This window comes from Streptomyces sp. NPDC050625 (assembly GCF_040654755.1).
Classification (GTDB): domain Bacteria; phylum Actinomycetota; class Actinomycetes; order Streptomycetales; family Streptomycetaceae; genus Streptomyces.
Genome location: NZ_JBFAIQ010000004.1, coordinates 576,312 through 594,646, shown reverse-complemented (window position 1 = coordinate 594,646; position 18,335 = coordinate 576,312). Strand labels below are relative to the sequence as shown.

Genomic DNA, 18,335 nt, shown 5'->3' with positions numbered 1-18,335 from the left:
GTGTCGGTGTGGCAGCTGTGCTCGTCACACCGACCACCAGGTGCGGTCGTTGTCGTAGCCACGCTGCAGGATCTCGACAACGGACTCGTGGGTGACATCGCGCGGGTTGTTGGCCGTCAGGCGGGTCGCGAGCATCGCCTGGTCGGCCACGTAGGAGAAGTCCTTCGGGTCCAGGCCGAGTGTCTTCAGGTCGGTCGGGCAGCCGACGGTCTCCAGCAGCGCCTCGACCCGGGAGATGCCGGCCTTCGCCTGGTCCAACGGGGTCGACTCGGGGTCGGCGACACCGAGCAGTGCCCCGATTTCGGCGAACTCCGCGATCCGGGTCGGAAGGTTGTAGCGCATCACGTACGGCAGAAGCGCTCCGACACCGAACCCGTGCGAGGTGTGGGTCAGCGCACCGATCGGGGACTGGATGGCGTGCGCCGCGGCGGTACCGGCGGTGTTGATGGCCATGCCCGCGTTGTACGCGGCCAGCATGGTCGCGGAGCGTGCTTCGATGTCGGACGGGTCGGCGACCACGGCCTCCAGGGACGAGTTGAGCAGAGTCAGGCCGCTGCGGCAGAAGATGTCGGTCAGCGGGTTCTTCCCGACGTAGAGATGATGGGCCAGGAACTCCGGCGTCACGTCCTTGACCCGGTCGGTGAACGTCTCGACCAGGTGAGTCAGCGCGTCGGCCGTCGTGGCCGCGGTGAGTGCCGGCGGGCAGGAGACGGTGAGCTCGGGGTCGATGACGGCGGCGTACGCCTCCAGGTGTGGGCTGGCCACGCCGACCTTCATGCCTTTCTCCCGGTCGAAGACGACCGAGATACAGGTCACTTCGGCGCCGGTACCGGCGGTGGTGGGTACGGTGATGACCGGAAGTCCGGGGCCCGGGACGAGGAACTCGCCGTAGTAGTCCCGGACGTCACCGCCGTGTGCGAGGACGGCAGCGGACACCTTCGCCAGGTCGAGGCAGGAGCCGCCGCCGACCGCGAGCAGCGCATCCACGTCGGCGTCGCCGTACCGGTCGACGACGGTGAGTATGTTCTCGCGAGGCAGGTCCGGCTCGGCCTCGGAGAACACCGAGACCGTGATCCCTTGTCCTTCGATGGCAGTCACCATGTCCTTGAACTCGGTCACCTGTGCCATACGGGCGTCGGTGACGACGAGGACGTGCCGTGCGATCTCGGCAAGGAGATGGGGCAGGTGGCGCCGCTCGCCGGGACCGAAAAGAACGGTCTTGGGCTGGCGCAGAATGCCGATGGAGGCGACGCAGGTGGTCACAGGCCCGCCTCCGTCTCGTCCACGGTGATGGCAAGGTACTTGGGCTCGAGGAACTCGTATATCGCCTCGTGTCCGCCTTCGCGGCCCAGGCCGGAGGCCTTGATGCCGCCGAACGCCGCTGCGGGGTCGGCCATGATGCCGCGGTTGATGCCGACCATGCCGAAATCGAGGCGCTCGCTCACGGCAATGGCGCGGTCCAGGTTGCGGGTGAACACGTACGCGGCAAGCCCGTAGGTGGTGTCGTTGGCGACCTTGACCGCCTCGGCGACCGAGTCAACGGTGTAGATCGTCGCAATGGGGGCGAACAGCTCCTGGTGGCAAAGGTCGTCATCCGCCTCTGTCACCGAGAAGACGGTCGGCTCGAAGAAGAATCCGTCGCCCGGCACCTCCTTGCCCCCGGTCAGCAGGGTCGCGCCGATCTCGGAGAAGCCGTCGACGAGTTCCCTGACGGTGTTGCGCTGCCCGGCCGAGATGATCGGGCCGACCTCCGTGGCCGGGTCGAACCCGTCGCCGACCTTCAGCTTCTCGGTCAACGCGACGAACTTGGCCGTGAACTGTTCCGCGACGCGGCTGTCGACGATGATCCGGTTGGCCGCCACACAGGCCTGACCGGCGTTGCGGAACTTGCACACGATCGCCTGTTCGGCCGCCAGGTCGAGGTCGGCGTCATCGAGCACGATGAACGGACCGTCGCCGCCGAGCTCCATCGAGGCATTGGTGATGTTCGCAGCCGCCTGGCTCAGCAGGGTGCTGCCCACACCGGTCGAGCCGGTGAAGCTCACCTTGCGCAGACGGCTGTCCGCCATGAGCGCCGCCGACACCTTGGCCGAGGTCGTCGTGTGGACGAGGTTGACCACACCCGCCGGGAAACCGGCATCGTGCAGCGCCTGCACGAACAGCGCGCAGGTCAGCGGGGTCTCCTTCGCGGACTTCACCACGACCGTGCATCCGGCGGCGAGCGCTGCGCCGGCCTTGCGGGCGATCATCAGCAACGGGAAGTTCCAGGGAGTGATGAGAAGGCACGGGCCGACCGGCTGGTGGGTGGTGACGACGCGGTAGGCGCCTCGGGAGCCGTGCGCGTAGGTGCCGTGAAGGTGGGCGATCTGCTCGGCGTACCAGAGGAAGAAGTCGACCGAGAGCTGGAACTCTCCTCGGGCCTCGCCCAACGGCTTGCCACTCTCCAGCGTCATGGTCTCGACGATCTCGTCGGCACGCTGCAGGAGTAGCCGGTGCGCGCGGTGGAACAGGTCGGCACGCTCGCGCGGAAGCACGTGACGCCAGGCGTCCTGAGCGGCGACGGCCGCATCGAGCCCGGCGAGTGCCTGGTCGACGGTGCCGTCGGCGACCTCGGCGATCGTCTGACCGCTTGCGGGGTTGACGACCGAGAACGTCTCGACGGCATGGGTCCACGCACCGTCGATGTAGAGATCGACGGGGACCTCCCGTCCGCGGACCTGTGCTGTGACCGGCGCGGTCGGTGTCGTCATGGTGGGGGTCCTCCTCTTTCGGCGGGAGCGGGTGCGGCGGCAACCAGGCGGCTCGGGTGGAGCTGCCGCCGGGGCGCACGGCGCGTTCGCGCTGTGACGTATTACCGTCATCTCGTAATACGCTACGGGCCAAAGCGCGGGATATGGTCCAGTGCATCGATTTGAGACAGTGCCTCACGAGCCCCAAGCGCCACCGGGCCCGGCAGGCATCAGCTGGAGGTTGACGGAACCGTCATGAGTACTTCGAGACTGACTCGGCATGCGGCACCGCTGCGGCAGCAGATCACACGTCTGCTCCGTGAAGACATCCTGAGCGGGGCCTTCCAGCCGGGCGACGCCCTGCGCGAGAGCGGCCTGTGCGAGGCCTACGGAGTCTCGCGCACCGTGGTCAGAGAAGCACTGCGCCAACTCGAGTCCGAGCGACTGGTGACGGTGGTCGCCCACCACGGACCGGTCGTGACCGTGTTGACACCGCAGGACATCGAGCGGATCTACGAGGTGCGGCGCGCTCTCGAGGGCCTGGTGGGCGAACTCTTCGTGGCACGCGCTTCGGAGCAGGTGAAGCGCGAGCTGCGAGAGCTCCTGATCGAGATGGAGACGACCTACCTCCAGGGCACCATCAAGACACGCGAGGAGGCGAACGAGCGGTTCTACGGACTCCTGCTCGAAGGGGCCGGCAACCCGGTCCTCACCGAGGATGTTGCCCGCATTCACGCCCGCGTCCAGATCTTTCGTCGCTACGCGTTCATGGACGACCAACGGGCGCGGATCTCCTTTGAGGAATTCGGCCGCATCATCGAAGCCGCGGCCGTTACGTGTGACGCCGCCGCGGCGCGAGCCGCGTGCGAGCACCATGTCTGCGGCGCGGCGGCGCTGGCCGTCGACGAGTATCGCCGTCGTCTGGCCTGAGGCCTCGGGCAACTCGCACAGATCCGGAATCGACGGTCTCGTCGATTTCCTCCTACTACAAGGTGATAGCGATGTGGCACTATACGCGCCATGTCGCATAATGCTCCGGCTCTGCATTAGGAAGGGAAGAGCATGTCGATCGGGCCAGTCCGCACGCTCAAAGACGAATGGTTGACAGGGAGCACCGACCGCATAGATGTCGCGCCTGCGCTGCTGAGGTCCTGGGAGCGTTCCCGAAACGCGCTCGGTGCGCCGGCCAACGTCCGCGACGTCCCGCATGTGGCGGAGGATGAGCTCGATCAGCATCTCCTGGACCTGTTTCAGGCCCCGATGTCACGTTTCTCCGCTGACTTGTCAGGAACGGGTGTCGGCCTTCTGCTGGCGGACGCCCAAGGTCGTGTTCTCGGACGCTGGGCTGCGGACCGTGACGCGTGGCGTCACTTCGACATGGTCGGAACCGACCGCGGAGCCGTCCTGGACGAGTCGCTCGTGGGCACCAACGGCGTCGGCACGGTCCTGGCGACCGGGCAGAGCGTCCAGATCACGGGCGCGGAGCACTACGCGGACATGTACAACGACGCTGTCTGTACCGGAACGCCGATCCGGCACCCGCTGACTCAGAAGATCGTTGCTGTGGTGACGTTGTCCAGCGGGCTCATCGAGGGCCGTTCGCTGCTGCGGCCCATGGTCAAGACGGTCGCCGACCAGTTGCAGCAACATCTCCTTGATGTGGCCTCCCCCAAGGCCCGGGCGGTCTTCCAAGCGTTCCTGGACGCCTCGGAGGCGAAGGCCGGCGCGGTGGTCGGGTTCGGTCCGCAGGGACTGATCATGCAGAGCCAGGGCGCCGGCCGCCTGTCCAGCGCAGATGTCGCGGCGCTCGGAGATCTGACCCATCGGCAGTCCGGCGGCCGGTTCATCGTCGAACTCTCCGGCGGCCCCACCGAGGTCCGCGTGGCACCGGTCGAGGGAGGCGCCGGAGCGATCGTGTCCCTCCAGCGGGGCAGGACCTCGACCACCACTGCGCTGGGGCCGGCTCGGGCGCAGCTGATCGGACGCTCCCCGGACTGGATGGCGGCTCTGCACGCCGTCGCACGAAGGCGGGAGGCGACGCGCCCGGTGGTGATCGCCGGTGAGGCCGGCGTCGGCAAGACGTCACTTGCCTTGGGGCTCCCGTTCCGCTCCGGCGAATCCGGACCAGGTGCTCACATCGTGATCGACACGGTGGAGCGGACCCTGATCGGCGGGAAGCGATGGCTTCGCAACATCGCGGAGCGGCTGCAAGGCGGAGCGCCGGTGATCGTCAAGGGGATCGACGCCCTCGACCCTGCAGCGAGGCTCGCGCTGGCCGGACTGTTGGAGATGAGCGTTCCGAAGGGCCCTGTGATGCTCACTGCCACGCTTCGCTCGGCCGCGGAGGCCGAGGAGACGGCGGTGGGTCTCGGGGCGTCACACGTGTGGGTTCCTCCGCTGCGGGAGCGCACCGCCGACTTGCCCGCTTTGTGGCGCTACTTCACGGACCGGGTCATGCCGGGCGTCGGCTTGGAACCACGTGCGGAGACCCTTGACCTGCTCACCGGATACGAGTGGCCCCGCAACCTCAAGGAGCTCCACAACGTCGTGGACGGGTTGGCGCTTGCCGGCAAACGCGGATACGTCCTCCCCTGTGACCTGCCGGAGCGGATCCAGGGTGCCCGTACGCTGACCATGATCGAGCGTGCCGAGCTGGAGGCGATCTCTCGGGCGCTGCGGGAAGCCGACGGAAACCGTTCCCGCGCCGCGGAGATGCTCGGCCTGTCCAGAGCGACGATCTACCGCAAGATGAAGGCCTACAAGATCACCGACTCATGACGGGTGACTTCGAAGCGACCGTCGCGCAGCCACCACGGAGGCACAGGTACAAACAGCGTGGTCCGGGAGCTCTGCTCCCGGACCACGCTGTTTGTACCTGTGCCTCGGTCGTCAGCTGACCGTGGGCAACGCCCGTTGGCGTCGGCGCTGCGCCAGCCCGCGAAGAGCGGGGGCCGCCACGCGAAGCAGGACCACTGCGGCGAGGACCGCTGCCTGCGCGATGAGCTGCTGGGCGTCGTTCCAGCCCAACGAGCGAAGCAGCTGTCCGAGCTGTGTCAGGAACAGCGCCCCGACGCCGCTGGCCACGATGCTCGCGATGCCGCCGGTCATTGCGGTGCCACCCAGGACCACGGCCGCGACCGTCGGGAGCACATAGGTGTCCCCGATGAAGAGCCCGGGAGTCCGGGTGTAGCCGGCCAGGAGAACGCCGGCGGCGCCGTAGGCGAGGCCCGCGAAACCGTAGGCCACGACCTGGTAGAGGGTGACGCGGATGCCCAGAGCCGAGGCGGTGGGAACGCTGACACCGATGTAGGTCAGTCGGCGCCCGACCGCGGAGCGCTTTGCGATGACGCCACCGACGGCCAGCATGACGACCGCGATGATGAAGATGTTCGGGATTCCGAGGGTCCGGTCGACGGAGAACCGGCTCAGGCCGCCGGGCGCTGTGGCCGGCGAGCCGCCGGAGATCGCCAGAACCGTGCCGAGCAGGACCGCGTTCATGCCGAGCGTCACGACCAGCGGCATGACGCGGGCGACAGCGACCAGGACTCCGTTGACCAGGCCGACGAGGCCGGGGCCGACCACGGCGACGGTGACGGCGAGCCACGCCGGCCAGCCGTGGGACTGGACCATGCAGGTGCAGATGGCCGCGGCGAGCGCGATCATGCCTGGCACCGACAGGTCGAGGCCACGTTGCTGCACGACGAGGGTCTGCCCGGCGGCCGCCATGGCGAGCACGGCGGCGAAGGGCAGCATGCTGAGCAGCGGGGCTGAGCCGACGCTGCCGGGCGCGATGGCGGGGCTGAGGGCGAAGAGGATGATCGTGGCAATCACGATCCCCACCCAGCTGCCCGAGAGGAGGCGGCGCCAGGCGGCGCCCGCGTCCAGGTCGTCCATGGCGTTCCGCCGATGACTCGGGGTGCGGCGGGAGGCGTTGGTGGGTCGGGTGCTCATGCGTGTGCTCCCGTCCGGCGGCTACGGCGCAGCTGCGCGTACAGCGCCGCGGCGCCGATCGTGATGAGGCCCGGGAGCCAGTAGCCCCAGGCAGGGGAAAGGTTGAGGAACGGGGAGACATTGACCAGCTGCTGAGCAAGGACAGCGGCGGCGATGATCCCGATGAACGAACCGCGGCCACCGAAGATGCTGGCTCCCGCAAGCACGACCACGGTCACTGAGTTGAGGGTGTACGCGAGACCAGGACGACCGTCACCGATACCGATCTGGGCCATCAGGATGATGCTGGCGGGCAGGACCAGTACCGAGCAGATCACGTACGAGGTGAACTGGATCAGTCGGATCTTCACCCCGAGACGCTCCGCGGCGTCCGGCTCGGATCCAAGAGCCCGGAGCTCGACGCCCCACCTGGTGCGACGCAGTGCCAGCTCAAGGAGCAGAACCAGGAGCACCGCGATGATGGTCACCAGCGGAACCGCACCGAAGTGGGCCTGGATGTCGGCTGCCACCGACGGGAAGATCGTGCCGCCCGGCGTGTCCCGCAGGGACAGGTAGATGCCCTGGAGGGCCATGTAGACCGCGAGGGTCGCGACGACCGGGTTGATGCGGAACCAGGTCACCATGACGCCGTTGATCACGCCTACCGCGACCGCGCCGAGGGCCATGAGGACCAGACCGAGGACCAGGTTTCCGCCGTCCACGATCCAGTACGACCCGATCACGACCAGGAAGCCCATGAGAGGTCCGACCGAGAGGTCGAAGCCGGCTCCCATGACGACGACCTGCTGCGCGGCACCGACCAGCAACAGGGGCGCGAGCATGAGCAGGAGGTTGTTCAGGTTGAGCTGACCGAAGTAGTCGCCGTTGTGCAGCCCGGTCCCGAGACCGAGGAGCACCACGATCGCGGCGATCACTGCCGCAGGGGCCTGGTCGCCGGCCAGCCAGGCCCGCAGTCGGCGACCCTTCTCCGGGCGGGTCTTGTCTTGGCCGCGCACGCTCGTCGAGGTCAGTGCGGCGTGAGCGATGGCCGCTTCGGTGATCTCCTCACCGGTGAGCTCCTCGACGACGCTGCCGCGCGACATGATCAGCACGCGGTGGCACAGGCCCTCGAGCTCGACGTTGTCGGAGGAGAGCACAATGACGGCGGCACCGTCATCGGCCGCGGTGCGCAGGATCTTGTACAGGTCGACGCGTGCACCGGCGTCGACACCCTGAGTGGGCTCCTCCACCACGAGGACCTTCGGTGCGGCCAACAGCGTGCGGGCCATGACGGCCTTCTGCTGGTTGCCTCCCGAGAGAGAGCTGATCGGCGTCTCGGGGGCCGGGGTCTTGATCGCGAGGTTGCGGATCTGGTCCTTCGCGGTGGCCTGGGTCAGCGCGTCGCTGACAAGGCCGAGGCGTGAGACCTTGTGCAGGGTGCGGGCCACGATGTTCTCGCTCACGCCCAGTGGCAGGAAGACACCTTCGCCGTGCCGGTCAGCAGGCACGTAGACGACACCGGCGTTCGCAGCCGCTGCGTTTGTGCCGCGGACCTGCTGCCCGTCGACGACGATCTTGCCTGAAGTCGAGGCCAGGCCGGCCAGGGCACGGACGAGTTCGGCTTGGCCGTTGCCCTGGACCCCGGCCAAACCGACGATCTCGCCGGAGCGGACGGTCAGGGAGATGTTGTCAAAGCCGGGACCGGAGAGCCCGGTCACGACGAGGCGCTCGGCCGCGCCCGCAGGTACGGGTTCCTTGGTGGGGAAGACCGTCTCGAGTTTGCGGCCCACGACACGCTCGACGATCTGCGCCTCGGTAACGGCGTCGGCGTCGAAGGTTCCGCGGGTCTGGCCGTCGCGAAGGACCGTGATCCGGTCGGCGATCTGCTTGACTTCAGGGATGCGGTGGGAGATGTAGACGACACCGGCGCCGGTTGCGACGGTCTCGCGGACCTTCGTGAAGAGACGTTGTACTTCTTCGGCGTTGAGATGCTCGGTCGGCTCGTCGAGGATCAGAACCTTCGGGTTCAACGCGAGGGCCTTGGCGATCTCGATGATGAACCGCTTCTCCATCGACAGATCGGCGACGCGGGCGCGCGGGTCGATGTTCATCTCCCACGGCGCAAGGGTCTCACGGGACCAGGAGACCGCGCGGCGAAGCCCGCCGACGCGCTTGTACCCGACGCCGAGTGCCATGTTCTCCGCCACGGTCAGGTCCGGAAGAAGCGCCGGATGCTGACGCACGATGCCGAGGCCGAGGTTGCGAGCCTGCTCGGGGTGCGCATGCGTGAGTTGGTCCCCGCCGATGAGCACCATGCCGTCGTCCGCCGCCAATGCGCCCGAGGCCACGGCCATCAGGGTGGACTTGCCGGCGCCGTTCTCGCCGACCAGGGCGTGGACTTCGCCCGGGCGGACGTCGAAGCTCACCTCGTCCAGCGCGCGCACGCCCGGGAAGGACTTCCCGATGCCCTGCATGGAGAGCACCGATGCGACCTGGCTTGCTGTCTGACTTGCTGTGTGGTGGGACTGGGTGGGATCGGGGCTCGCACCCTGCTGCGGTGGCCGGACCTGAGTCTCAGGTCCGTTGCTGCCGAAGTTGGTCACGTCGGACTCCTGGAAGATGTTGAGGGGCGCACACCCGAGTGGTCGGGCCGGCGCCTCGGCCCGCTGATGGGCCCATTACTGGGCGAGGTAGCCGCCGTCGATGACGAGCTCGGAACCGGTCACGAAGCTGGCCTCGTCGGAGGCGAGGAAGACGACTCCGGCGGCGATCTCCTCGGGTCGTCCAGCGCGACCCATCGGGGTCTGGGAGATGACGTACTCGTTCACCTCCGGGGCCTGTGCCTCGGTCAGTGGGGTCCAGATGAAACCGGGATGAACCGAGTTCACGCGCACGCGTTCCTTGGCGTAGCTGACGGCGGCGCTCTTCGACATGTTGCGCACCGCGCCCTTGGTCGCGTGGTAGGCGTGCGCACCGGCGACAGCGGCGCTGCCCCAGATCGAGGACACGTTGATGATGCTGCCGCCGCCCTGGGTGATCATCTGTGGGATCACCTCGCGCATCCCGAGCCAGGTGCCGGTCTGGTTGACCGCGACGACCCGGTTCCACTCCTCACTGGTGAGTTCGTGGACGGTTTCATAGGCGATGATGCCGGCGTTGTTGACGAGGAAGTCGACGCGCCCGTGGCGGTCGATGACCTCGGTGATCACACGCTGCCAGTCGGCTTCGCGGGCCACGTCAAGGCTCGTATAGGTGACGCCGGCGCCGAATGAGTCGTCGGCGGCAGCGCGGCTGGTCGCGATGACGGCCGCGCCCTCGGCTGCCATGGCATCGACGATCGCGTGGCCGATGCCTCGCGAGGCGCCGGTGACGATGCCGACCTTACCCTCGAGTCGGTTCATGGATGCTCCTCGGATATCCGTACGCCGCTGCGTTGTTCGGATCTCGTGCGGGAAAACGGTCGGGAAAAGCGGTGAGATGAGGTGCCCGGGCCTTCCAGGGACTGGTGGAGGCCCGGGCACCTGCTGGGAATGCCAGAGCTGCGGCCGGTTCTGTCTGTGAACGTGGCGGTGGTCTGGCCGAGATGGCCCGAAAGCCGACCGGGCTGCTACGGGGCTACTTGTAAAGAGCCTTGATCTGGTCGGTGGTCAGGCCGGAGGAGAGGATCGCGTCAGCCGGCAGCGACTTGTCGTACTTCGGCATCATCTTCGGGTTGGTCGAGTCCTCGATGATCTCCAGGTTGTACGTCGAGGGCGAGGTGTCGGTGATGCCGTTGTAGGCCGCGAGGCCCTTGTTCAGAGCAGCCTGGACGACCCAGTTGCGGGAAGACTCGGTCGCGATCTGATAGCTCGGGTACCGCTTGTGGTACTGGTACCAGAGGGAGGCGAACTCATTGGAGTCATTGGCCGCCCAGACCGGCAGAGGCTTGTCCGCGGCGATGAACGCGCGAATACCGCCGACCGAACCGCCGCCGAAGTCGGAGACGATGCCGTCGATCTTGCCGTACTTCGTGATGAGACCGGCCACGACCTGCTGCGTCTTGCTCACGTCCCAGTCGGTGGCGACGTACCCGTCCGCGTTCAGCAGGTGCACGCCGGGATGCTCTGCGACCGCCTTCTTGACGCCGTCGTAGACGGTCTGGGAGTAGGCGCTGCCGGCGACACCGCCCAGCATGACCAGGTTGCCCTTGCCGTGCATCGCCTTGGCGGTCCAGTCGGCGAGGTTCTTGCCGTACGTCTCGACGTTCTCGGAGACGAAGTCGACGTAGTCCTTGCCCGGTGTACCGCCGATGCCGGAGACGATCGGCACGACTGCCACGCCGGCCGCGGTCGCCTTCTGGACGGTCGGCAGGAGGGCCTGCCCGGCGTCGCCGAACGTGACGATCACGTTGACGCCCTGGGCGACCATCGAGTTGATGTCCGAGATCGCCTTCTGGGTGTTGTTCTGCGCATCGGTCACCACGACCTGGGTGATGTTCGAGCACTTGGCCGCCTGGGCCTTGAAGAGCGCGATCGTGGCCTTGCGCCAGGTGTTGTTGTTGTTGCCGTCGGCGTAGCCCACCTTGATCGGCTTGGTGCCGCAGAACTTGCTGATGTCCGGGATGTCGGCCTGCACGCCGACACCGCCCACCTTCACGGTCGGCCACGGGCCGTCGGAGCCGACCGACGCGCCGGAACCACCGGAGCCACCGGAGCCGGTGGAACTGGTGGACAGACCCCCGCAGGCGCTCAGCGCCATGGCCATGGCAGCTGCGACGCCGGCCGCCGCGACGGGCCGCTTCTTGATGTGCATGGAATGTCTCCTCGTCGAGAGCTGTGAAGGACCTCGCAGGCCCGAGAGCACCAGGTGTGCGCAAGCACCGAGCCCAAAGAGCGCGGAACCTGGTGCGACTCCGATGGGCGGGATCGCCGGCGTGACCGGAGTGACGTGAACGCCTGGGTGATGGAAACGGGCTCGGTGAGGGCTTGGCAGAAGGCTGTCGCGAGCAGGACCGTATGACGCGAGTCACTGTGAGACGGCGGTGCCTCATTTTGTGACACCGTTCACCTTCGACGCCTGGGCGCGGTGATCCTCGACTGGCCGGGTCAGCTGTCTGTCGGCCCGACGAACAGCCACCACCAACCCTGACGTCGAGGAGCACCGATGCCCCTTTCCCGTCCTTCAGACCCGCTCGGGGAGATCTACGCCGAGTGGAGCGTGGAATTCGAGGCCAACCCGCAGATGTCGCTCCAGCTGATGCGCTGGGTCTTCGAGGACTGGCAGCGAGCGACCACTGAACCCGAAGGGGTCACCTACGCCACGACCACCATCGGTGGCGTACCGGGCGTCCTCGTGACCCCGGTCGATGCGGATCCCTCTCAGGTGATGGTGGTCATGCACGGCGGAGGGTTCGCGCTCGGATCCTCCGCCAGCCACCGCAAGCTCGCCGGGCACCTGGCCAAGGCCTGCGGAACCCATGCGTTCGTTCTCGACTTCCGGCTCGCGCCGGAGTTCCCGTTCCCGGCGCAGATCGAGGACGGCCTCGCTGTCTACCAGGCCCTCCTGGACCAGGGCATCAAGGCCGACGACGTGTGCTTCGTCGGCGACAGCGCCGGCGGGAACCTCGCGGTCGCGATGACACTCACGCTGCGTCGCGACGGCCGCCCGCTGCCCGGACGCGTCCTGACGATGTCGCCGTGGCTGAACATGGAGAACACCGGCGCCACGATCGAGACCAACAACGACACGGACTTCCTGATCACACGGGAAGGCCTCGCCGGGAACATCGGCCGGTACCTCTCCGGGGGCGCGGACCCGACGGACCCGTACGTCAACCCGCTCTACGCCACCTATGAGGGGTTCCCGCGCCTCTACGTCTGCGCAGCCGACACCGAATCCCTCTTCGAGGACTCCGAGCGCCTGGTCGACCTGGCCAAGAACGCCGGCGTCGACGTGACGTTCTCCATCGGCAAGGGCATGCAGCACGTCTTCCCGTTCCAGGCCGGGCGCCTCGCGCGCGCCGACGAGGAGATCGCCTCCATGGCCGCCTGGTACCGGTCCTGACCAGGACCTGCCGGAGCCCTGGCGAGACCTCTGACCGGGACATCCGCCTTCCCTGCTGCGCGCTCCCCCCTGAGTGCCCATCTGTCATCACTCGGTGAAAGGACCGACACACACATGACCAGCAAGCCCGACTACGACGCCATCGTCATCGGCGCCGGTTTCTCCGGCCTGGCAATGCTCCACCACCTGCGCGAGATCGGTCTTTCGACCCTCGTGGTAGACGGCGAGGACGGCATCGGCGGCACCTGGTGGGTCAACCGGTACCCCGGCGTCCGCACCGACAGCGAGTACAGCTACTACTCCTTCTCCTTCTCCAAGGAGGTTCGCGAGGAGTGGAGCTGGACCGAGCGGTACCCGGCCGGCGCGGAGGTCCTGGAGTACCTCAACTTCGTCGCCGACCGGCTCGACCTGCGCAAGGACATCCGTCTGTCCACCCGCGTGAACAAGGCCGTCTACGACGAGGATGCGAACACGTGGACCGTCCACCTCGGCGACGGCAGCACCCTGACCACGACCTACCTCGTCTCCGGCATGGGCGTCCTCTCGCAGGCGATCTTCCCTGCCATCGACGGCATTGACGCGTTCCAGGGCGAGAAGTACCACTCCTCGATGTGGCCCCGCGGCGGCGCGGACCTGACCGGCAAGCGTGTCGGCATCATCGGGCTGGGTGCCTCCGGCATCCAGATGGTGCCTGAGGTCGCCAAGGTCGCCGGCGACTTCTACGTCTTCCAGCGCACGCCGAACTTCATCGTCGAGACCACGAACGACCCGGTGACCGAGCAGGACATGGCCTACCTGCGTGACCACTACGACGAGATCTACGAGAAGGCGGCGAACCACCCCTTCGGCGTCGCGATGGAGCCGGCCGAGCACAGCGCCCTCGAGGTCTCCGCGCAGGAGCGCGACCGGATCTTCGAGAGCAAGTGGAACGAGGGCGGATTCCACTTTGCCAACGAGTGCTTCAACGATCTGGCCACCAGCCATGAGGCCAGCGAGCTCGCCTCGGAGTTCATCCGCAAGAAGATCCACGAGATCGTCGAGGACCAGGCCGTCGCCGACCTTCTCTCGCCGACCACCTACTCGTTCAACGGCAAGCGCGTCCCGACCGGCCACAACTACTACGCGGCGTTCAACAGGCCGAACGTGCACCTCGTCGATGTCGCGTCGCAGCCGATCAGCCGGATCTCCGAGCGCGGCGTGGTGGTCGGCGACACCGAGTACGAGCTCGACGTGCTGATTTTCGCCACTGGCTTCGACGCCATGACCGGCACCCTGACCAACATCGACATCGTGGGTCGCGGTGGCCGCACGCTGCGCGAGAAGTGGCTCGCCGACGGCCTGAAGTCGAACCTCGGCATCAACGCCAACGGCTTCCCGAACTTCTTCATGTCCCTCGGCCCGCAGACGCCGTACTCGAACCTGCCGGTCCCGATCCAGCTCGGTGCCCAGTGGCTCCAGAGGGCCATCGCGTGGGCGCGTGAGAACGACGTTCCGTTCCTCGAGGCCACCCCCGAGTCGGAGACCTGGTGGATGGAGGAGACCGAGCGGGCCGGCAAGGCCACCGTCATGTACTCCGAGGGCAAGAAGGCCAAGGCATGGTTCCTGGGCGACAACCTCCCCGGCAAGCCGGAGGAGTTCCAGGTCTACATGGGCGGCGGACAGGTGTATCAGCAGTTCTGCCGTGCAGCTGAGGCCGACGGCTACCGCTCCTTCCTTGCCAACCAGTCGGTCGAGGCCTGAGAGCTGAACAGGGAAAGGGAAATCGGCATGGGACGTCTGGAGAACAAGGTCGCCCTGGTCACCGGGGCCGCGATGGGCATGGGCCGAGCGACCGCGGAGCTGTTCGCGGTCGAGGGCGCCAAGGTGGCCGTCACGGACCTGGACGAGGCCAAGGGCAAAGAGGTCGTGGCGGAGATCCGCGCGGCAGGCGGGACCGCGGAGTTCTGGAGCCTGAATGTCGCCCGGGAGGCCGAGGCGAAGTCGGTGATCGACGCAGCGGCAGAGGAGTTCGGCGGTCTCGACATCCTCGTCAACTGCGCCGGCATCATCGGCGTCGACAAGCCGACTCACGAACTCACCGAGGCCGAGTGGGACGCTCTGTTCGCCGTCGATGTGAAGGGCGTCTTCTTCTGCACCAAGCATGCCATCCCGCACATGATCGAGCGGGGCAAGGGCAGCATCGTCAACTACTCGTCCATCTACGGGATGATCGGGAACGACGAGTTCACGGCGTACCACGTTGCCAAGGGCGCGGTCTCGATGCAGACCAAGCAGGACGCGGCCAGCTACGGCAAGTACAACATTCGCGTGAACTCGGTACACCCGAGCACGGTCCTGACCCCGCTGGTCGAGGGCATCGCGGCTGAGTTCCCCGGCGGTCTGCCGGCCTATGAGGAATACATGACGGGGAACCAGTCTCTGCGTCGGCTGGGTCGTCCGCTCGATGTCGCCTACGGGGTCCTTTACCTGGCTTCGGACGAAGCGGACTGGGTGACGGGCGTGAACCTGCCGATCGACGGCGGCTACACGGCACGCTGATCAGCCATTGGCGTCGGCCCTTCTCCGAAGCACTTGGAGAGGGGCCGACGCTGTCGTGCGTTCGACCAGCGCCGAGCAGAGTGAGCTCACAGCGCTGCTGGGGAAGGTGGTGCCACCAAAAGGCGGTTCGAGGCCATCGCCGTAGTGGCCTCCCAGGGGCTGCCGGTGCAGCCGGCCACCCGGGTCCTGCCTGTCCCCCGAGTCCGGCTTGCGTGCCTGCATCCACGCGCAACTCGCGCTCCGCCGACAACCGGCGCTGAAGGCCACTCCCCCATCGCTGCCGACCTGGTCGACTTCAGGGAGCCGAGGCCGCACTCGCGGAAACCGTTCTGCCCCGGCTGCGCACGTGACGCAACTCGGGGCAGGTGGCGACAAACGCCTCTGAGGGGAGGGGAAGGAGCGGAACGGGCGGCCGTTGTAGGAGACGATCACAGGAACCGGAGCGTCAGGTGCGGGCCTGAGGAAGTCAGAACAGCTCGACGTCGAGGAGTGAGCGCAGCTCGTCGAGGGTCATGCCGTAGGTCTCCAGCACATGGACACCGTCGGGCCGCAGGTCGAAGGTGGCGACCTCGGTGTAGACCCGGCTGACGCAGCCGATGCCGGTGAGCGGGTAGGTGCACTGCCGGACCAGTTTGGGCGCACCGGTCTTCGTGAAGAGCGTCATCATCACGTAGACGTCCTTGGCTCCGATGGCGAGGTCCATCGCGCCGCCGACGGCGGGAATGTCGCCCGGCTTGCCGGTGTGCCAGTTGGCCAGGTCACCGTGCTCGGAGACCTGGTAGGCACCGAGCACACAGACGTCCAGGTGACCGCCGCGCATCATGGCGAAGGAGTCGGCGTGGTGGAAGTACGCCGCCCCTGGGAGCTCGGTGACCGGGACCTTGCCGGCGTTGGTGAGGTCGGGGTCGATCCGGGCGCCCTCGGCCTTCGGCCCCATGCCGAGCATGCCGTTCTCGGTGTGGAGGACGACGCCGAGTTCCTCCGGCAGGTGGTCGGCGATCTTGGTGGGCTGACCGATGCCAAGGTTGACGAACGCGCCGGCCGGGATGTCCCGTGCGATCACGGCGGCCACCTCGTCCATGCTGAGCAGATGGTCGACGGTCATCGGCGCCTCGCCCGCGGACGCCGAGGGTGTCGCGGCGGTGGTGTCGGTGGTCATCGTGCCCCCTGGACGGTGTAGTGGCGGGTCTTGACCGGGACGATGCGGTCGACGTATATGGACGGCGTGACGACCGCCTCCGGGTCGAGCCCGCCGAGCGGGACGACCTCGTCGACCTGGACGACCGTGGTGGTGGCGGCGGTCGCCATCACCGGGCCGAAGTTGCGGGCGGTCTTGCGGTAGACGAGGTTGCCCATCGCGTCGGCCTCGTGCGCGGAGATGAGCGCGTAGTCGCCCTTGATCGGATACTCCAGCAGGTAGTCGCGTCCGTCGATGGTGCGCACCTCCTTGCCCTCGGCGAGCGGGGTGCCGACCGCGGTCGGGCAGTAGAACGCGCCGATCCCGGCGCCGGCGGCCCGCATCCGCTCGGCGAGGTTGCCCTGGGGCACCACCTCGAGCTCGATCTTCCCCTCGTGGTAGAGCGCGTCGAAGACGTAGGAGTCGACCTGCCGCGGAAAGGAGCACAGCACCTTGCGGACCCGGCCGGCCGCGAGCAGTGCCGCCAGTCCGACGTCGCCGTTTCCGGCGTTGTTGGAGACGATCGTGAGGTCCTTCGCGCCCTGCCGGATGAGGGCGTCGATGAGGTCGAACGGCATCCCGGCCAGGCCGAAGCCGCCGACCAGGACAGTGGAGCCGTCCTCGATCCCGGCGACGGCCTCGTCGGTCGAATCCAGCACAGCGGTGCGGCTCACTTCGACACCTCCAGGTTCTCCAGGACGACGGCCAGCGCCTGGCCTACGCCGATGCAGATCGCGGCCACGCCGTACCGCTCGCGGCGTTCCTTCAGGACCACGGCCAGGGTCCCGAGGATCCGGCCGCCGGAGGCGCCCAGCGGGTGCCCGATCGCAATGGCCCCACCGCGCTGGTTGACGATCCCGGGATCGCGCAGGCCGTCCTTGAGCCAGGCGTCGATGCAGGCCAGTGACTGCACCGCGAACGCCTCGTTGAGCTCGACCGCACCGACCTGGTCCCAGGTGATCCCGGCGCGGGCGAGCGCTCGGCCGGCGGCCTCGACCGGGGCGTAGCCGAATTCCTGCGGATCCAGCGCCATCGCGCCTCTGCCGATGATCCGGGCGACCGGGTCGCGGCCGATGGTCGCTGCCGCCGACTCGCTACCGAGGATCACCGCGGAGCCGCCGTCGGAGAGCGGGGAGGCATTGCCCGCGGTGATGGTGCCGTCCGGCCGGAACGACGGCTTGAGCCCGGCGAGCTTCTCGGTGTTCGAGTCCGCGCGGATGCCCTCGTCGCGGACCAGGTCGCCGACCGGGGTGACCAGCGCGTCGTAGAAGCCGTCCGCCCACGCCTGGTGCGCGAGGCGGTGGGAGCGCACGGCGAACTCGTCCTGGCGCTCGCGGGAGATGCCGAAGCGCTCCTGGAGCTGCTCGTTGCACTCTCCCAGCGAGACGGTCCATTCCTTCGGCATCCGCGGGTTGACCAGCCGCCAGCCCAGTGTCGTCGACACCGCTGTGACGTCACCCGCCGGGAATGCCCGCGACGGCTTGGGCAGCACCCACGGCGCCCGCGTCATCGACTCGACACCGCCCACGAGAACGATGTCGGCGTCGCCCGTCTCGATCGTGCGGGAGCCGGCCATCGCCGCGTCCAGGCTCGAACCGCACAGCCGGTTGACCGTCGTGGCGGGCACGCTGGTCGGCAGACCGGCCAGCAGCGCAGCCATCCGGCCGACGTTGCGGTTCTCCTCGCCGGCGCCGTTGGCGTTGCCCCAGACGACCTCGTCGATGGCGGCGGGATCCAGCGACGGCGCCTGGGCGAGCACGCCGCTGATCGCGGTGGCGGCCAGATCGTCGGGCCGGATGTTGGCCAGCGCGCCGTTGAACTTGCCGAACGGTGTCCGCGTGGCGGCGTAGAGGAATGCACTGTTCATGGCTCGACGCTAGACCGCACCGCCGATACTGTGAAATACCAATATCGACGTC

Annotated in this window: 14 protein-coding genes; 5 read left to right on the top strand and 9 right to left on the bottom strand. The window is 67.7% G+C overall.

Going from position 1 to position 18,335, the window contains the following annotated elements:
* Positions 1-24 precede the first annotated feature (24 nt).
* Both AB0I54_RS13175 and AB0I54_RS13170 read right to left on the bottom strand, forming a co-directional pair.
* A complete protein-coding gene (locus AB0I54_RS13175) occupies positions 25-1,263 on the bottom strand; it encodes an iron-containing alcohol dehydrogenase (protein WP_363296041.1) in 1,239 nt (412 codons plus the stop codon).
* Complete coding sequence (locus AB0I54_RS13170) at positions 1,260-2,750, bottom strand: NAD-dependent succinate-semialdehyde dehydrogenase (protein WP_363296040.1); 1,491 nt, start codon at positions 2,748-2,750, stop codon at positions 1,260-1,262. The genes AB0I54_RS13175 and AB0I54_RS13170 overlap by 4 nt, the downstream gene beginning before the upstream one ends.
* Positions 2,751-2,984: 234 nt before the next feature.
* Between AB0I54_RS13170 and AB0I54_RS13165 the strand changes: the two genes are divergently transcribed.
* Together AB0I54_RS13165 and AB0I54_RS13160 are read left to right on the top strand one after the other, a co-directional pair.
* Complete coding sequence (locus AB0I54_RS13165; RefSeq protein ID WP_363296039.1) at positions 2,985-3,659, top strand: GntR family transcriptional regulator; 675 nt, start codon at positions 2,985-2,987, stop codon at positions 3,657-3,659.
* A 132-nt stretch (positions 3,660-3,791) separates the two neighbouring features.
* Positions 3,792-5,507, top strand: coding sequence for a helix-turn-helix domain-containing protein (locus AB0I54_RS13160; RefSeq protein ID WP_363296038.1), 1,716 nt, complete (start codon positions 3,792-3,794; stop codon positions 5,505-5,507).
* Between the two features lie 111 nt (positions 5,508-5,618).
* Here AB0I54_RS13160 and AB0I54_RS13155 read toward each other — a convergent pair whose 3' ends face one another.
* From AB0I54_RS13155 to AB0I54_RS13140, 4 genes are all read right to left on the bottom strand, one after another.
* A complete protein-coding gene (locus tag AB0I54_RS13155; RefSeq protein WP_363296037.1) occupies positions 5,619-6,680 on the bottom strand; it encodes an ABC transporter permease in 1,062 nt (353 codons plus the stop codon).
* The gene (locus AB0I54_RS13150; RefSeq protein WP_363296087.1) at positions 6,677-9,133 is read right to left on the bottom strand and encodes an ATP-binding cassette domain-containing protein; all 2,457 of its coding nucleotides are present in this window, start codon (positions 9,131-9,133) and stop codon (positions 6,677-6,679) included. Before AB0I54_RS13150 ends, AB0I54_RS13155 begins: the two co-directional genes overlap by 4 nt.
* A 204-nt stretch (positions 9,134-9,337) precedes the next feature.
* Positions 9,338-10,060, bottom strand: a complete 723-nt coding sequence (locus AB0I54_RS13145) for a glucose 1-dehydrogenase (RefSeq protein WP_363296036.1) — start codon at positions 10,058-10,060, stop codon at positions 9,338-9,340.
* Between the two features lie 214 nt (positions 10,061-10,274).
* Positions 10,275-11,450 (bottom strand): substrate-binding domain-containing protein, encoded by a 1,176-nt coding sequence (locus AB0I54_RS13140; protein WP_363296035.1) that lies wholly within the window; start codon positions 11,448-11,450, stop codon positions 10,275-10,277.
* A 351-nt stretch (positions 11,451-11,801) separates the two neighbouring features.
* Between AB0I54_RS13140 and AB0I54_RS13135 the strand changes: the two genes are divergently transcribed.
* The 3 genes from AB0I54_RS13135 to AB0I54_RS13125 all read left to right on the top strand — a co-directional run bounded on the left by AB0I54_RS13135 (position 11,802) and on the right by AB0I54_RS13125 (position 15,239).
* Positions 11,802-12,701: an alpha/beta hydrolase gene (locus tag AB0I54_RS13135; protein WP_363296034.1), complete on the top strand. Its 900-nt coding sequence runs from the start codon at positions 11,802-11,804 to the stop codon at positions 12,699-12,701.
* Between the two features lie 114 nt (positions 12,702-12,815).
* Positions 12,816-14,441: an NAD(P)/FAD-dependent oxidoreductase gene (locus AB0I54_RS13130; protein WP_363296033.1), complete on the top strand. Its 1,626-nt coding sequence runs from the start codon at positions 12,816-12,818 to the stop codon at positions 14,439-14,441.
* A 27-nt stretch (positions 14,442-14,468) separates the two neighbouring features.
* Positions 14,469-15,239 carry an SDR family oxidoreductase gene (locus AB0I54_RS13125; protein ID WP_363296031.1) on the top strand — a complete coding sequence of 257 codons (771 nt, stop codon included), beginning with the start codon at positions 14,469-14,471 and terminating at the stop codon, positions 15,237-15,239.
* A 466-nt stretch (positions 15,240-15,705) separates the two neighbouring features.
* Here the strand turns inward: AB0I54_RS13125 and AB0I54_RS13120 are convergent, their stop codons facing one another.
* From AB0I54_RS13120 to AB0I54_RS13110, 3 genes are read right to left on the bottom strand one after another with little or no spacing between them, the layout of a single operon-like run.
* Entirely contained in the window at positions 15,706-16,344 is a 639-nt protein-coding gene (locus AB0I54_RS13120; protein ID WP_363296086.1) for a 3-oxoacid CoA-transferase subunit B, read from the bottom strand.
* Between the two features lie 50 nt (positions 16,345-16,394).
* Positions 16,395-17,090: a 3-oxoacid CoA-transferase subunit A gene (locus AB0I54_RS13115; protein ID WP_363296029.1), complete on the bottom strand. Its 696-nt coding sequence runs from the start codon at positions 17,088-17,090 to the stop codon at positions 16,395-16,397.
* A complete protein-coding gene (locus AB0I54_RS13110) occupies positions 17,087-18,283 on the bottom strand; it encodes a thiolase family protein (protein ID WP_363296028.1) in 1,197 nt (398 codons plus the stop codon). The genes AB0I54_RS13115 and AB0I54_RS13110 overlap by 4 nt, the downstream gene beginning before the upstream one ends.
* Positions 18,284-18,335: the final 52 nt, after the last annotated feature.

Coding starts and splice junctions, on each gene's coding strand:
- AB0I54_RS13140 (WP_363296035.1), bottom strand. CDS start 11,450: ATGCACATCAAGAAGCGGCCCGTCGCGGCGGCCGGCGTCGCAGCTGCC.
- AB0I54_RS13165 (WP_363296039.1), top strand. CDS start 2,985: ATGAGTACTTCGAGACTGACTCGGCATGCGGCACCGCTGCGGCAGCAG.
- AB0I54_RS13135 (WP_363296034.1), top strand. CDS start 11,802: ATGCCCCTTTCCCGTCCTTCAGACCCGCTCGGGGAGATCTACGCCGAG.
- AB0I54_RS13120 (WP_363296086.1), bottom strand. CDS start 16,344: ATGACCGTCGACCATCTGCTCAGCATGGACGAGGTGGCCGCCGTGATC.
- AB0I54_RS13160 (WP_363296038.1), top strand. CDS start 3,792: ATGTCGATCGGGCCAGTCCGCACGCTCAAAGACGAATGGTTGACAGGG.
- AB0I54_RS13155 (WP_363296037.1), bottom strand. CDS start 6,680: ATGAGCACCCGACCCACCAACGCCTCCCGCCGCACCCCGAGTCATCGG.
- AB0I54_RS13150 (WP_363296087.1), bottom strand. CDS start 9,133: ATGCAGGGCATCGGGAAGTCCTTCCCGGGCGTGCGCGCGCTGGACGAG.
- AB0I54_RS13125 (WP_363296031.1), top strand. CDS start 14,469: ATGGGACGTCTGGAGAACAAGGTCGCCCTGGTCACCGGGGCCGCGATG.
- AB0I54_RS13170 (WP_363296040.1), bottom strand. CDS start 2,750: ATGACGACACCGACCGCGCCGGTCACAGCACAGGTCCGCGGACGGGAG.
- AB0I54_RS13145 (WP_363296036.1), bottom strand. CDS start 10,060: ATGAACCGACTCGAGGGTAAGGTCGGCATCGTCACCGGCGCCTCGCGA.
- AB0I54_RS13110 (WP_363296028.1), bottom strand. CDS start 18,283: ATGAACAGTGCATTCCTCTACGCCGCCACGCGGACACCGTTCGGCAAG.
- AB0I54_RS13130 (WP_363296033.1), top strand. CDS start 12,816: ATGACCAGCAAGCCCGACTACGACGCCATCGTCATCGGCGCCGGTTTC.